Raw genomic sequence first — 14,196 nt, 5'->3', positions numbered from 1 at the left:
GGTTTGCGGCGGCCTGGGGGCGGCGCCTGCGTGCGCCGTCCGGCCGGTTCGCCGGCCCGGATTGCCGTCGCCATCGCGCGTGGCCATCCTGCCGGGCGGTATCGCATTGTGCGCCGCCCGGGCGGCGCAAGCCAATGCCCATACCGCGACCTGACATAACCTTTTGGCATAAAATCGGCGCCTCCAGGCGGGTGGATTCGTGTTTTCATTGGGGGTTACCCTAATGAATCGCGTTTTGCATAGCCACGGGTTATGGCTTCTGGCGGAATTGCTATTTGTACGCCGGGCCGGGCAAACGGCATGATGCGCGCAAGATCACGGACAGACCGCCGTCCGATACCCGCTCCCCAGGACCACAGCATGCGTATTTTTTGCGCCGGCCTCGGCACCGAGACCAACACCTTCGCACCTTTGCCGACCAGCCTGGAATCTTTCCGCGGCCGGGAATACTTTCCGGCGGGCACGCATCCCGACACGCCCACGTCCCAGGGCGCGCCGCTGTGGGTGGCGCGGCGGCGCTGCGGCCCGCTGGGCTGGACGCTGAAAGAGGGCCTGGTGACATCGGCCCAGCCCGGCGGCATCACCACCCGCGCCGCCTATGAAACCCTGCGCGACGAGATCCTGGCCGACCTGCGCGCCGCCTTGCCGGTGGATATCGTGCTGCTGGGCCTGCACGGCGCCATGGTCGCCGACGGCTACGACGATTGCGAAGGGGACCTGCTGGCCCGGGCGCGCGCCATCGTCGGGCCCGGCGTCGTCATCGGCACCGAGCTGGACCCGCATGCGCACCTTAGCCCGCTGATCGTCGAAAGCGCGGACATTGTGGTGCTGTACAAGGAATATCCTCACACCGACATCGTGCATTGCGCCGAGCAGCTGTTCGATCTGTGCGCGGACAAGGCCCAGGGCAAGACGCGGCCGGTGGCCGCCCTGGTCGATTGCCATATGGTGGTGCCCATGCACACCTCGCGCGAGCCGGCCCTGGGTTTCGTCAACAAGCTGCGCGCGATGGAGGGCAAGGACGGCGTGCTGTCGCTATCGTTCTCCATGGGCTTCGCCACCGGCGACGTGCCGGAGATGGGCACCAAGGTGCTGGTGTACACGGACGGCGACCGGGCCCGGGCCGACAGCCTGGCGCGCCAGCTGGCCGACGAACTGATCGGGCAGCGCGAGGCCTTGATGCCGAAGTACCGCACGGTGGATGAAGCCATCGACGAAGCGCTCGCCGTCGACGGCGGCCCGGTGGTGCTCGCCGACCGCGCGGACAACCCCGGCAGCGGCGCGCCGGGCGATTCGACTTACGTGCTGCGCCGCCTGCTGGAGCGCGGCATTGCCGACGCCGCGCTGGGACCGCTGTGGGATCCGCTGGCGGTGCGCATCGCCTTCGACGCGGGCGAGGGGGCCACGCTGCCCATGCGCCTGGGTGGCAAGGTGGGCCCGTTGTCGGGCGATCCGGTCGACGCGGTCTGTACCGTGCGCGCCCTGCGGCGCGACATGAAAATGACCGGCCTGACCGGCAGCCCGACGTCCATGGGCGACTGCGCGCTGGTGCAGGCCGGCGGCGTGGAGATCGTGCTGGTCTCCAACCGCAACCAGGCGATGAACATCGACCTGTTCACGCAGCTGGGCTGCGATTTGACCGCGCGCAAGATCGTGGCGGTGAAATCGGCGCAGCATTTTTATGCCTCGTTCTCCAAGGTCGCCAGGCACATCGTTTACGTGGGCGCGCCCGGCGTGGCGACGCCGGACTGGAAGACGCTGACCTACAAGAAAATCCGCATGCCCAAATGGCCGTTGTAAGGCAGGCCGCAGTACGCTCGCCGCATTTTCCTCTTTTCGATTCCGCTTACGGAGCCTCCATGAAACGCCGCATTCGATCCGCTCTCGTCGCCTTGTCCATGGCCGCCGCATGCCTGGCCGGCGCCCCCGCCCAGGCCGAGGGCAAGACCCTGCGGCTGGTGCCCTACGCCGACCTCAAGGTGCTGGACCCCTTCTTCACTACCGCCTATATCACCCGCAACTTCGGCTTCATGGTGTACGACACGCTGTTCGCGCCGGATGCCAAGGGCAATCCGCAGCCGCAGATGGTGGCGAACTACACGACCTCGGCGGACGGCAAGTCCTGGTCCTTCACGCTGCGCGATGGCCTGAAGTTCAGCGACGGCAACCCGGTGCGATCGGCCGACGTGGTGGCCTCGCTGCAACGCTGGCAGAAGCGCGACAATATCGGCCGCGCGATGGTGGCGGCGGGCGGGAAGTGGGCCGCCGTCGACGACAAGACCTTCACGCTGACATTGGACCAGCCGTTCGGGCCGGTGCTGGACGGCCTGGCCAAGGTGGCCAGCTATCCCGCCTTCATCATCCCGGAACGCCTGGCCAAAATGCCCGACACCTCGCCCCTGAACGAAGTGGTGGGTTCCGGCCCCTATCTGTTCAAGCGCGACGAATGGGTGCCGGGCAGCAAGCTGGTGTTCGTGCGCAACCCGGCCTATGTGGGGCGCAGCGAAGCGCCGTCAGGCCTGGCCGGCAACAAGACCTCGCACGTCGATCGCGTGGAATGGGCCATCCTGCCGGATTCCAACAGCGCCATCGCCGCGCTGAAGAACAACGAAGTCGACATGATCGAGGAGCTGCCGCCCGACTATATCCAGGCACTGCGCGGCGACAGCGACGTCCATCTGGGCGTGACCGGCAAGTCGCAAGCCTACATCATCATGAACTTCCTGAACCCGCCGTTCGATAAGGTGCAGGCGCGCCAGGCGCTGCGCCACGCCATCGACCAGGAGAAGTTCGTGACCGCGATGGGCTACCCCGCCGACATGCGGATGGATTATTGCGCCACCTACTTCATTTGCGGCAGCCCCAACGACACCAGCGCCGGCGCGGCCCCGTACCGCAAGGTCGACATGACCCTGGCCAAGAAGCTGCTGGCGGAATCCGGCTACAAGGGCGAAAAGATCGCCGTGCTGCTGCCCACCGACGTCGCCTATCTGAATTCCGCCACGCTGGTGGCCATCCAGGCGATGCAGGACCTGGGCATGAACCTGGACATCCAGTCCATGGACTGGGCCACTGAAACGGCGCGCCGCGCCAGCAAGAATCCGGTGGACAAGGGCGGCTGGAGCATCTATCTGTCGGCGGCCGCCGACTACAACGTGAATTCGCCGATCAACAACACCTACCTGGGCGCCGCCTGCGGCAACAGCCTGCCCGGATGGCCCTGCGACAAGCAATTGGATGAACTGCGCACCCAATGGATCGCCGCCACCGATCCCGCCAAGCGCAAGGAGCTGCTGGATAAATTCCAGGAACGCGCCTACGAGGCCATTCCCTACATCGCCGTCGGCCAGTACAGCCGCGTGCACGCGGTACGCAAGGCGGTGAAGCACAGCGATCTGCTGTGGGGCCTGCCCAATGTCTGGGTGCTGGACAAATAAGGCATGGCCGCGGCCCGCGATCGGGGCCGCGCGCGATGCCATGGCGCCAACGTAGCGATAGACGCCAGGAGCTTTCATGGCTTATGTAATCCGGCGCATCCTCGCCACCCTGCCCGTCATGGCGGTGGTGGCGGTGATCGTCTTCCTGCTCATACATCTGTCGCCGGGCGACCCGGCGGCGCTGATCGCCGGCGACCTGGCCACGGCCGAGGACATCCAGCGCCTGCACGTGGCCCTGGGGCTGGACCAGCCGCTCTGGCAGCAGTTCTTTCTTTGGGCCGGCAAACTGTTGCGCGGCGACCTGGGCACCTCGCTGTTCACGCAGGTACCGGTTACCAGCCTGCTGGCGCAGCGGCTGGAGCCCACGCTGTCCATTGCCCTGCTGACCATGGGCCTGTCCATCGCGGTGGCCATTCCGCTGGGCGTGCTGGCGGCCTACAAGGCCGGCACATGGATCGACCGTGTGGTCATGGTGTTCGCGGTGCTGGCGTTTTCCGTGCCGGTTTTCCTGGTCGGCTATCTGCTGATCTACGGTTTCGCGGTGCAGCTGCACTGGTTGCCGGTGCAAGGCTACACGCGCTTGTCCAGCGGACTGTGGCCCTGGCTGCGCAGCCTGATCCTGCCCTGCGTGAACCTGGCGCTGGTGTATATCGCGCTGATCACCCGCATGACGCGCGCGACCGTGCTGGAAGTGCTGCACGAGGACTACATCCGCACCGCGCGCGCCAAGGGCCTGGGCGTGATGCCCGTGCTGGGCCACGCCCTGCGCAATGCCGCGATCCCCATCGCGACGACGGTAGGCGTGGGCATCGCGCTGCTGATCGGCGGCGTAGTGGTTACCGAAACCGTCTTCGCCATTCCCGGCATCGGCCGGCTGGTGATCGATTCGGTGCAGCACCACGATTATCCGGTCATCCAGAGCGTGCTGCTGCTGTCGGCCGGCGCCTATGTGCTGATCAACCTGCTGATCGACCTGAGCTACCGCCTGTTCGATCCTCGCATCCGCTATTGACGCGTCCCTGGGAATACCGAGATGTCCGACACTTCTTCCGCAATGCGCCCGGCGGCCGACCCGGCCCTCGCTGTCGCTGTCGACGCGCCGCCTTCGCTGCGGTGGCGCTGGCTGCGCAAGCATCCGACCCTGATCCTGGGCATCGTGCTGCTGCTGGCCATCGCGGCGCTGTCGCTGGCGGCGCCCTGGATCGCCACCCACAATCCCACCGCCATCAATCCGGTGCAGCGCCTGAAGCCGCCGTCGGCCGAGCATTGGTTCGGCACCGATGCGCTGGGGCGCGACGTGTTCAGCCGCGCGGTGTGGGGCGGCCGCGTTTCGCTGATCGTGGCGATCTCGGTGGCGGTGCTGGCCACCGTCCTTGGCGTGGCGCTCGGTTTGACGGCGGGTTTCGTGCGCTGGGCCGACGCCATCATCATGCGCGTCATGGACGGCATGATGGCCATCCCCGACATCCTGCTGGCCATCGCGCTGATGGCGGTGATCCGCGCCAGCCTGTCGACCGTCATCCTGGCCATCACCATCCCGCAGGTGCCGCGCGTGGTGCGGCTGGTTCGCTCGCTGGCGCTGACGCTGCGCGAACAGCTGTTCGTCGAGGCCGCGCACGCCATCGGCACGCGCCTGCCGGTGATCCTGGTGCGCCATGTCCTGCCCAATATCGTGACGCCGCTGATCGTGCAGGCCACCTTCATCGCCGCCACCGCCGTCCTGACGGAGGCCGTGCTGTCCTTTCTTGGGGTGGGGGTGCCGGCCCAGGTGCCCAGCTGGGGCAACATGATGGCCGAGGGCCGCAACTTCGTGGCGGTGGCCTTCACCATCATCCTGTATCCCGGCGTGCTGCTGGCCCTGACCGTGCTGTCCATCAACATGATGGGCGATGGCCTGCGCGATGCGCTGGATCCGCGCCTGGCCAACCAACTGTAAGAAGGTAGGACATGACCGAAGAGATATCGTCCGCGCCGGTCCTGCTGGACGTGGATAATCTATCGACCTGGTTCGATACCGTGGCTGGCACCGTCAAATCCGTCAACGGCGTGTCGTACCAGGTGCGCGCCGGCCAGACGCTGGGCGTGGTGGGCGAATCCGGTTGCGGCAAGAGCGTGACCGCGCTGTCCATCATGCGCCTGCTGTCCATGCCGCCGGCGCGTTTTGCCGGCGGCGAGGTGCGCTACCGCGGCACCAACCTGCTGGCGCTGAGCGAAAAGCAGATGCGTGCCATCCGCGGCAACCGCATCTCCATGATCTTCCAGGAGCCCATGACCTCGCTCAACCCCGTGCTGACCGTGGGGAGGCAGATCGCCGAGACCGTCATGCTGCACCAGAAGGTGGGTCGCCGCGAAGCCATGGCGCGCGCCACGGAGATGTTGCGCCTGGTGCAGATCGCCGAGCCGGAGCGGCGCGTCAACGAATATCCGCACCAGTTGTCCGGCGGCATGCGCCAGCGCGTGATGATCGCGCTGGCCTTGTCCTGCAATCCGGAAGTGCTGATCGCCGACGAGCCGACCACCGCCCTGGACGTCACCATCCAGGCGCAGATCCTGGAGCTGCTGCGGGACCTGCAGCGCAAGCTGGGCATGGGCATCGTCATGATCACCCACGACCTGGGCGTGGTGGCCGAGTGCTGCCAGCGCGTGGTGGTGATGTATGCGGGCCGCAAGGTGGAAGAGGCGTCGGTGATCGACCTGTTCGATCGGCCGCTGCATCCGTACACCCGGGCCTTGATGGCATCCATGCCGTCGATGAACACCGCCGAGCGGCTGACCGAAATCCCGGGCATGGTGCCGCCGCCGACGCAATTGGGGGTGGGTTGCAGCTTCGCGCCGCGCTGCGCCTACGCCACCGAGCGCTGCCGGCGCGAAACCCCGGCCTTGCGTGCACTGGGCGATGATCATGTGGTGGCCTGTTTCGAGGCCGAACGGGTGGCCGCCACGGCGGCGGAAGGAGCTGCGGTATGAACACCATGTCGATGCAGGCGGACGCACCGCCGGCGCGCGGCCCCGGCGCCACGCCGCTGCTGCAGGTGCGCGATCTGGTCAAGCATTATCCGGGCTCGGCGAACTGGCTGGGCCGCCGGCGCCCGACGGTGCAGGCCGTCGATGGGGTGTCCTTCGACGTGGCGCGGGGCGAAACGCTTTCGCTGGTGGGCGAGTCCGGCTGCGGCAAGACCACGACCGGCAAGTCCATCCTGCGCCTGATCGAGCCGACGTCGGGCTCGGTGCTGCTGGACGGCGAGGACATCGCGCGGCTGGACATGGCGCATATGCGAGAGCGCCGACGCGATATGCAGATCATTTTCCAGGACCCGTATGCGTCGCTGAACCCGCGCATGACGGCGGGCGCGATCGTGGCCGAGCCGATGCGCAACTTCGCTTCCGCGCAAGGCCATGGCGCCCGCGAGCGGGCGGAGCGGGTGGCGTGGCTCTTCTCCAAGGTGGGCCTGCGGCCCGAGGCCATGAAGAAGTTCCCGCACGAGTTTTCCGGCGGCCAGCGGCAGCGCCTGGGCATTGCGCGCGCGCTGGCCCTGCAGCCCAAGCTGATCGTCTGCGACGAGCCGGTGTCCGCGCTGGACGTGTCGGTGCAGGCCCAGGTCATCAATCTGCTGATGGACCTGCAAAAGGAATTCGGCATCGCGTACCTGTTCGTCGCGCATGACCTGGCGGTGGTCCGGCATATCAGCCATCGCGTGGCGGTGATGTATCTGGGGCAGCTGGTCGAACTGGCCGACCGCGACACGCTGTTCGCGCAGCCGCGCCATCCCTATACCGAGATACTGCTCTCCGCGGTGCCGGTGCCCAATCCCCATGTGCGCAGCCAGCGCATGCTGCTGCGCGGGGATCCCCCCAGTCCGGCCAATCCACCCAGCGGCTGCCGTTTCCATACGCGCTGTCCGCTGGCGCAGGATATCTGCAAGCGCGAGCGGCCGGCGCTGACGCCGCGGCCCGTGCAGGATGGCGCTCCCGGCGCGACGCAATGGGTGGCCTGCCATTTCCGTTAGCCTCCATCAGGCCCCGGCAGGCCGGCCACGCAAACCCGATGTACGAGCCGATGCGCGATCCGATGCATGACCCGATTGGCAAGACGCTGCACCTGTTGAGCGCCGCCCTGGATGGAGGGGCGACAAGTTCCGTGCGGCTGGTGGAAGCGTTTCTTGCGCGTATTGCGGCGCACGACAAGCAGGGCGCGGCCATCAACGCCATGATCGCGCTGGATCCGCGGGCTCATGCCCAGGCCGAACAGTCGGATCGCGAACGCGCGAGCGGCCTGGTGCGCGGCCCGCTGCATGGCATTCCCATCGTCGTCAAGGACAACATCGATATTGCCGGCCTGGCGACCACGGCGGGCTGCGCGGCCCTGCGCGATCAGCGGCCGGCGCGCGACGCCGAAGTGGTGCGCCGGCTGCGCGATGCCGGCGCCATCCTGCTGGGCAAAACCAATATGTCGGAGCTGGCCTGCTCCAATGGCCGCCACGGGTACAGCTCGATGGGCGGCCTGACCTTGAATCCCTACAACCGCGCGCGGAATGCCGCGGGATCGAGCAGCGGCAGCGCGGCGGCCGTCGCGGCCGGTTTCGCCCCGGCTGCCCTGGGCACCGACAGCTTCGGTTCCGTGCGCGCCCCGGCCTGCGTAACGGGTTTGGTGGGCTTGCGGCCCACGCATGGCCTGGTGCCCGTCGACGGCGTCCTGCCGCTGGCGCTGTCCTTCGATACCGTGGGGCCCATGGCCTTGTGCGTCAGCGACGTGGCTGTGCTGCTCCATGCCATGGCCGGCACGCGGGCGGACGCGGCGCGGGCAGGGTATTTGAATGACCTGCGCCAGGACGCGGTGCGCGGCGCGCGCATAGGCGTGGCGGTGGATTTCCCGGGCCAGGACGAAGAGGTGCGTGCCCTGATGCAGGAGGCCCACGCCCAGCTGCGCGACCTGGGCGCGACGCTGGTGCCCTGGCGGTCGCCCGCGCCGGCGGACCGGACGGCGAGCGGGGCCGATCGGCGGGGGGACGCCGCCGGCGCGTCTTTCGATATTGCGTACATGCAGACCCTGTATCCCAGCCTGTTGGCGCCGCTGGCCGAAGCCGAATGGCCTGCCCAACTCGATGCTTATCTGGCGGCCGGCCCCGGACCGCGCGACATGACGCGGCTGCTGCAAGCCGCGCAGGCCTGGGCGGCGGCGCATTCCGATCGCGAGGTCAATCCCCGCACCCTGTCGGGCCTGCGCCGTGCGCTGGAGCTGGCGCGCACGCAGACGGCCGCGCAGCGCGCCGAGGCCGAATCCGCCCTGGCCGCCTATCGCGCCGCCGTTGCGCAGTCCATGCGCGAAGAGGCCCTGTCCGCCGTGGTATTCCCGACGCTATCCTGCCCCGCGTCGCCGCGCTACGATCGCGAGGATGCAAGCTACGTTTCGTACCCCGGCAACCCCTACGCCGGCCTTTACATTGCCAGCGCCTGCGGCTTGCCGGAGATCAGCGTGCCGGCCGGCATGGCCCGCGCGGGCGTGCCCGTGGGCCTCTCGTTCATGGGCGCACCGTATGACGAGGCACGCCTGCTGGGCCTGGCCTTCGCCTTCGAGCAGGCGCGCGGCGGCTGCCCGGCCGCCACGCTGGACTGATGCAGCGCCCGGGATGCCATGAACCTCGAAGACCTCAAGCTCCTCGTTACCTGGGCCATGCCTTTCGGCAAATACAAGGGCCGCCTGCTGGCGGACCTGTCCGGCCATTACCTGACGTGGTTCGTCCGCGAGGGTTTGCCGCCGGGCCGTTTGGGCGAGCTGCTGGCACTGATGCACGAACTCGACCATAACGGTCTCAGGCCCCTGCTGGATCCCTTGCGCGATGGGGGGATGCCCAGGCGGCCGGCCTGAAAGCGTACAAGCGGTCAGAATCCATACAAGGCCGCCGGATTATCGACCAGGATTTTGCGGCGCACGGTTTCATCCGGGGCCCAGCGCGCGAGCATATCCAGCATGTCGGCGTTATCGGGCGCATCCTGCCGGCCGGGATGCGGGTAGTTGCTGGCCCACAGGCAGCGGTCCGGATTCGCCGTCGCCAGTGCGCGGGCCAGGACGCCGACGTCGTCGTAGCCGGGAGGGCCGGACTTCGATGTTTCGTAAGGCGCCGACAGTTTTACCCACACGTTGCCGGTATCCAGCAGGCCGAGCAGCGCCTTGAAGCCCGGGTGCGATACCGGCACCGGAGTCAGGAACTTGCCGTTATGGTCGATGCTGACGGGGCAGGGCAGCGCGCGCAATAGCGTCGCGTGGTCCGGCAGTTCGCGCCCATCCAGTTGCAGATTGATGACCCAGCCCAGCTCGGCGATACGCCGGGCCATCGGTTCCAGGTCTTCCCAGCGCATTACGCCGCCGCTGTTCGGGATCATCATGAAGCGCACGCCGCGCACGCCGGCCTCGTGCAGCTCGCGCAATTGCGCCATGGGCGTATCGACGGGCAGCGTGGCAATCATGCGCGCGGACCCTTGCGACAGCCGCAGCGCCTCCAGCGCGCAGCGATTATCGAAACCGTATCCCGTCGCCTGCACGATAACTGCGCGTGCCAGCCCCAGGGCCTGGCGTACCCGCAGGTAGTCCTCCCATGACGCCTGCGGCGGCCCGAAAGTCGCCGTTGCGGCCAACGGGTAGCGCTCCAGCTCGTAGATGTGGATATGGCAATCGCATGCGCCGTCAGGCGCTTTCAGGGTGGGTTTCTTCATCGGGCTTCTCCAGGGTGCCGGGCGCGACAACGCCTATCTGTGGGACCGCAGGCGGCTGGCGCTGGCCAGGTTCACGGCATGGGGCGGCGGCTCGCCATGCAGAATGGCGCGGACCTGGGCAACCGAATCCATGGCCTGGTGTTCGGCGGCTTGCGGCGTCAGGCCGCCGACGTGCGGGGTGGCGATGACGCGCGGGTGCGCCGCCAGCCAGGGCGAGGGCATCTGGTCCTGCGCGCGGCCCACGTCCAGCGCGCAGCCGGCGATGGTGCCGTTGTCCAGCGCATCGCGCAACGCTTCCTCATCCACCAGTTCGCCGCGCGATGCATTGATGAATATCGCATCGCGCTTCATGCGGGCATAGGCGTCGCGGCCCATCAGGTTGGCGGTCTCCGGCAAGGCCGGCGCCAGGCAGACCACATAGTCGGATTCGGCCAGCAGCGTATCCAGGTCCACTTGCCGCATGCCGTCGGCCAGGGTTTGCGGGCGTGGATCCTGGACCAGGACGCGCATGCCCAGGGCGTGGCAAATGCCCGCCAGATAGCTGCCGATATGGCCGTGCCCGATGATGCCCACAGTCGCGCCGCGCAGCTCCCGGCCCATGGCGACGGGAGCGGGCTGGCCGTTCCAATAGGCAGCCGCGGCGCGGCTGATGTGGCGGCTGGCGTCGATCATGGCGCCGACGATCCATTCGGACACCGAGGCATCGAAGCCCGGCGTGGCACGGGTCACCAGCACGCCATTGCGGCTGGCCGCCTCCACGTCGATATTGCGGATGTCGACGGCGACGCGGCAGAAAGCCACCAGATCCGGCAAGGCATCGAATACCGCGGCCGGCGCCGCCGCCAGGCGGCTGGATACGATGATCCGGCAGCCTTGCGCCAGGCGGATCAGCGCTTCGGGTGTCGTGGGATCGGCGCCGGGATTCAGCCGGACTTCGCCCAGTTCGCGCAAGGCCCGCAACGCGCGGTCGCCGTAGTAATTGGCCAGTGCCTGCGGGGAATGCGTCAACAGAATCGTGGTCATGCGGAGGTTTTCCTTGGGGGCCGCGCGCGTGGGCGCGGAGATGCGGAATCCGGAGGCGGGGCGGCCACGGACTGCCGTTCGACCAGCCGCGGCTGGAACAGCACTTCACGGGCCGGCAATTCGGGTTGAGCCAGACGTTCGACCACCATGGACACCATGGCGCGGGCCATTTCCGCGCTGGGCATTTCCACCGTGGTCAGCGGCGGGTTGGCATAAGCCGTCATGACCAGGTTGTCCATGCCGATCACCGACACGTCGCGCGGCACGGCCAGCCCCGCGCGATGCAACCCGGCCATCAGCCCCATCGCCATCATGTCATTGATGGCGATGATGCCGGTGGGGCGCGCTTGCATGGCCGCGATGCGCCCGGCCATGGCATAGCCTTCGTCGGCGAGGTTCGAATCGCCGTAGCCGGAGCCGGTCGTGCCTTCGAGCACTTGCGCGTGCCGGCCCACGCCGGCCTCTTGCGCCGCCTGAAGAAAGCCCTGCCGCTTGAGTTTGCGGCTGACCGTCTTGACGTCCGGCGTGGCCAGCGCCAGGCGCCGGTGGCCGTGCGCGACCAGATGGTCGACCGCCAGCCGGGATGCCAGCATGTTGTCGGGCGAAACGTGATCGATGTGCGAGCGCGCATCGCCGTCGCCGCCGCGGTCGTAGCTGACCACCGCCAGCCCGCGCGCGATGGCGGCCTCCAGGTGTCCTTCGTCGGTGCGCGACGATGCCAGGATGACGCCGCGCACCCCCAGCGCGATCAGGTCGTCGAAGATGCGCGATTCCTGTTCCCGGTCGCGGTGGGTGTTGCCCAGCAGCACGCGGAATCCCTGCGCGTCGCGCGCGGCGGTCTCGACGTGCACCGCCAGTTCGCCGAACATCGGGTTGGCGGTGGACGGTACCAATAAGCCGATCAGCGGCGCGTAGCCCGTCTTGAGCTGGCGCGCCACCAGGTTGGGGCGATAGTTCAGTTCCCGGATGGCGTCCTGCACCCGCTGGAAGGTCTCGCGGCCGAGACGGTCCGTGCGGCCGTTCAGCACATTGGAAACCGAGCTTACCGAAACGCCTGCCAGCGCGGCCACATCCTGGATCGTCGTCATCGTCTGTTCTCAAGCCATGTTCATCATGCGGGGCACCCACAAGCTGATCGCGGGCACGAAAATCAGCACTATAAGCATGATCACGAGCAGGACGAGGTATTTCACCATCGGCCGCGCCACCTGTTCGACCCGCGTGCCGGTCATCGCGCAGGTCGCGAACAGGCCCAGGCCGAAAGGCGGGCTGAACAAACCCAGGCCCATGGCGATCACCACGACGGTGCCGAAATGCAGCGGGTTGACGCCGACCTGTTGCGCGATGGGGGTAAGCAGCGGTCCGAAGATGATCAGCGCCGGGGCGCCTTCCAGGATGGCGCCGAAGATCACCATCAGCAGCGCCGATACCAGGATGAAGGCCGTGCTGCCGTAGTTGTGCGCCAGGTGCGTCATGGTGTCGGAAAGGAAGGCGGGCAGTTGCTGCACCGTCAGCGCGAACGCCACGCTGGACGCCGCGGCGATGATGAACAGGATGCCGCCGGCCATGGACGCCGCCCGCACGAACAGCGCGACGATGGCGCGCGGCGTCAGTTCGCGGAAGGCCAGCGCGCCGGCGGCCAGCGCATAGACCACCGCGAAGGCGGAAACTTCCGTCGACGTCGCCACGCCGGATGTCACTCCCTTGCCTATCATGCCCACCATCACCAGCGCGATGAAAGCGCCGCCCAGCAATTGCGGCCACGGCATGCGCACGGGAAAGGCCTGCATGGGGTCGACCTTTTTGCCGAACCAGATCGCCATGGCCGACAGGCCGGTGGCCAGGACGGCCGCCGGTACCAGCCCGGCGAGGAACAGCCCGCCGATCGAGATATTGGCGACGAAACCCATGATGATGAGGTTCACGCACGGCGGGATCGTCTCGGCCATGACGGCCGAGCATGCCAGCACCGCGGCGGTTTCGTTGACGTCCTGTTTGGTACGCCGCACGGCCGGCACCACGATGCCGCCCACGGCCGCGATATCGGCCAGCTTGGAGCCCGACACGCCGGAAAAGAACGCCGTGGCCAGGATGGAGATCAGGTTCATGGAGCCGCGTACCCGGCCGAACATCCGCACCAGCAGCTCGATAAGCCGGGTCGACATGCCGTTCGATTCCATGATCAGGCCGGCCAGCACGAAGAAGGGGATCGCCAGCAGGACGAAGTGGTCCATGCCGGCCATCACCTGCTGGGAATAGATGATCAGCGGAAGGGTGGGCTCGGCCAGGAAATACAGCAGCGAGGACAGCGCCAGCACGAAGGCGATGGGTACGCCGGCGATCAGGCTGCCGAAGAAGCCCGCCGTCAGCAGCAGCCACGGCCGGATGGCCCACGCTTCGGGCATCCACGCATTCCAGGCCCAGACCGCGGCGCACAGCGCGATGGCGCCGGCCAGCGTGCCATAGACCGCGCGCCGCGGGCCGCACAAGGCATTGGCGATACCCACCACCGTCATGACGAAGGCGCCCACGAATACCGGCAACACGGTCAACCATTGCGGCGCGCCGATGGGCGTGGTCACGTTCACCGAATCCAGCAGCAGCTCCCAGGACGAATAGCACAGCGCGGCCGAGGTGCCGGCCACCGCCCAGCCACCCAGCTGCACGGCGGGTTCGCGCCATGAGCGGGGCAACAGGCCGCGGAAGACTTCGATGCCGACGTGCTGGCGGCGCGCCAGCACCGTCGCGCCGCCGAGGAACACCAGCGTGACCATCAGTCCGCGCGCCGCTTCCTCGGCCCAGTCGACCGGGCTGTGCAGGAAGTAGCGCAGGATCACGGAGACGAAAACCACGCCGACGTCCACGGCCAGGACCAGGGCGCAGAAGTGTTCGATGACGGCGCAGATCCGTCCCAGCCAGCGCGAGCGCGCGGCCGCGCCGTCCGCGCCGGCATGGCCTTGCGCCGCGCCGGCGCTCCCTGTCAGTACATGTGCGTTCATGCTGTGCTCCCAGCCGCGAGGCGGCA

At 67.7% G+C, this 14,196-nt stretch carries 12 protein-coding genes; 8 read left to right on the top strand and 4 right to left on the bottom strand.

The window, feature by feature from the left end:
* Nucleotides 1-360 precede the first annotated feature (360 nt).
* The 8 genes from CAL28_RS24565 (at nucleotide 361) to CAL28_RS24530 (ending at nucleotide 9,303) form a co-directional block, all read left to right on the top strand.
* Nucleotides 361-1,800, top strand: coding sequence for a M81 family metallopeptidase (locus tag CAL28_RS24565; protein ID WP_094843758.1), 1,440 nt, complete (start codon nucleotides 361-363; stop codon nucleotides 1,798-1,800).
* A 59-nt stretch (nucleotides 1,801-1,859) separates the two neighbouring features.
* On the top strand, nucleotides 1,860-3,437 hold the full coding sequence (locus CAL28_RS24560; protein ID WP_094843757.1) for an ABC transporter substrate-binding protein: 1,578 nt from the start codon (nucleotides 1,860-1,862) through the stop codon (nucleotides 3,435-3,437).
* A 76-nt stretch (nucleotides 3,438-3,513) separates the two neighbouring features.
* Nucleotides 3,514-4,449, top strand: a complete 936-nt coding sequence (locus CAL28_RS24555) for an ABC transporter permease (RefSeq protein WP_094843756.1) — start codon at nucleotides 3,514-3,516, stop codon at nucleotides 4,447-4,449.
* Nucleotides 4,450-4,470: 21 nt separating this feature from the next.
* On the top strand, nucleotides 4,471-5,373 hold the full coding sequence (locus tag CAL28_RS24550) for an ABC transporter permease (RefSeq protein ID WP_176464097.1): 903 nt from the start codon (nucleotides 4,471-4,473) through the stop codon (nucleotides 5,371-5,373).
* An 11-nt stretch (nucleotides 5,374-5,384) separates the two neighbouring features.
* Nucleotides 5,385-6,404, top strand: coding sequence for an ABC transporter ATP-binding protein (locus tag CAL28_RS24545; RefSeq protein WP_094843754.1), 1,020 nt, complete (start codon nucleotides 5,385-5,387; stop codon nucleotides 6,402-6,404).
* Nucleotides 6,405-6,409: 5 nt separating this feature from the next.
* The gene (locus CAL28_RS24540; protein WP_254926327.1) at nucleotides 6,410-7,444 is read left to right on the top strand and encodes an ABC transporter ATP-binding protein; all 1,035 of its coding nucleotides are present in this window, start codon (nucleotides 6,410-6,412) and stop codon (nucleotides 7,442-7,444) included.
* A gap of 62 nt (nucleotides 7,445-7,506) precedes the next feature.
* Complete coding sequence (locus CAL28_RS24535; protein ID WP_094844829.1) at nucleotides 7,507-9,051, top strand: amidase; 1,545 nt, start codon at nucleotides 7,507-7,509, stop codon at nucleotides 9,049-9,051.
* Between the two features lie 18 nt (nucleotides 9,052-9,069).
* Nucleotides 9,070-9,303, top strand: a complete 234-nt coding sequence (locus CAL28_RS24530) for a DUF3820 family protein (RefSeq protein WP_094843753.1) — start codon at nucleotides 9,070-9,072, stop codon at nucleotides 9,301-9,303.
* A 14-nt stretch (nucleotides 9,304-9,317) separates the two neighbouring features.
* On the opposite strand, the gene CAL28_RS24525 is transcribed toward CAL28_RS24530, so the two are convergent.
* The 4 genes from CAL28_RS24525 to CAL28_RS24510 are packed head-to-tail and all read right to left on the bottom strand — an operon-like array spanning nucleotide 9,318 to nucleotide 14,170.
* Nucleotides 9,318-10,148, bottom strand: a complete 831-nt coding sequence (locus tag CAL28_RS24525; RefSeq protein WP_094843752.1) for an amidohydrolase family protein — start codon at nucleotides 10,146-10,148, stop codon at nucleotides 9,318-9,320.
* 33 nt (nucleotides 10,149-10,181) lie between these two features.
* Entirely contained in the window at nucleotides 10,182-11,171 is a 990-nt protein-coding gene (locus tag CAL28_RS24520) for an NAD(P)-dependent oxidoreductase (RefSeq protein WP_094843751.1), read from the bottom strand.
* Nucleotides 11,168-12,259 (bottom strand): LacI family DNA-binding transcriptional regulator, encoded by a 1,092-nt coding sequence (locus CAL28_RS24515; protein ID WP_094843750.1) that lies wholly within the window; start codon nucleotides 12,257-12,259, stop codon nucleotides 11,168-11,170. Before CAL28_RS24515 ends, CAL28_RS24520 begins: the two co-directional genes overlap by 4 nt.
* A gap of 9 nt (nucleotides 12,260-12,268) precedes the next feature.
* Complete coding sequence (locus tag CAL28_RS24510; protein ID WP_094843749.1) at nucleotides 12,269-14,170, bottom strand: TRAP transporter large permease; 1,902 nt, start codon at nucleotides 14,168-14,170, stop codon at nucleotides 12,269-12,271.
* Between the last annotated feature and the right edge of the window lie 26 nt (nucleotides 14,171-14,196).

This window comes from Bordetella genomosp. 11 (assembly GCF_002261215.1).
Taxonomy (GTDB): domain Bacteria; phylum Pseudomonadota; class Gammaproteobacteria; order Burkholderiales; family Burkholderiaceae_B; genus Bordetella_C.
Note: the sequence above shows the minus strand (reverse complement) of the source record. Positions and strands in the feature narration are given on the sequence as shown.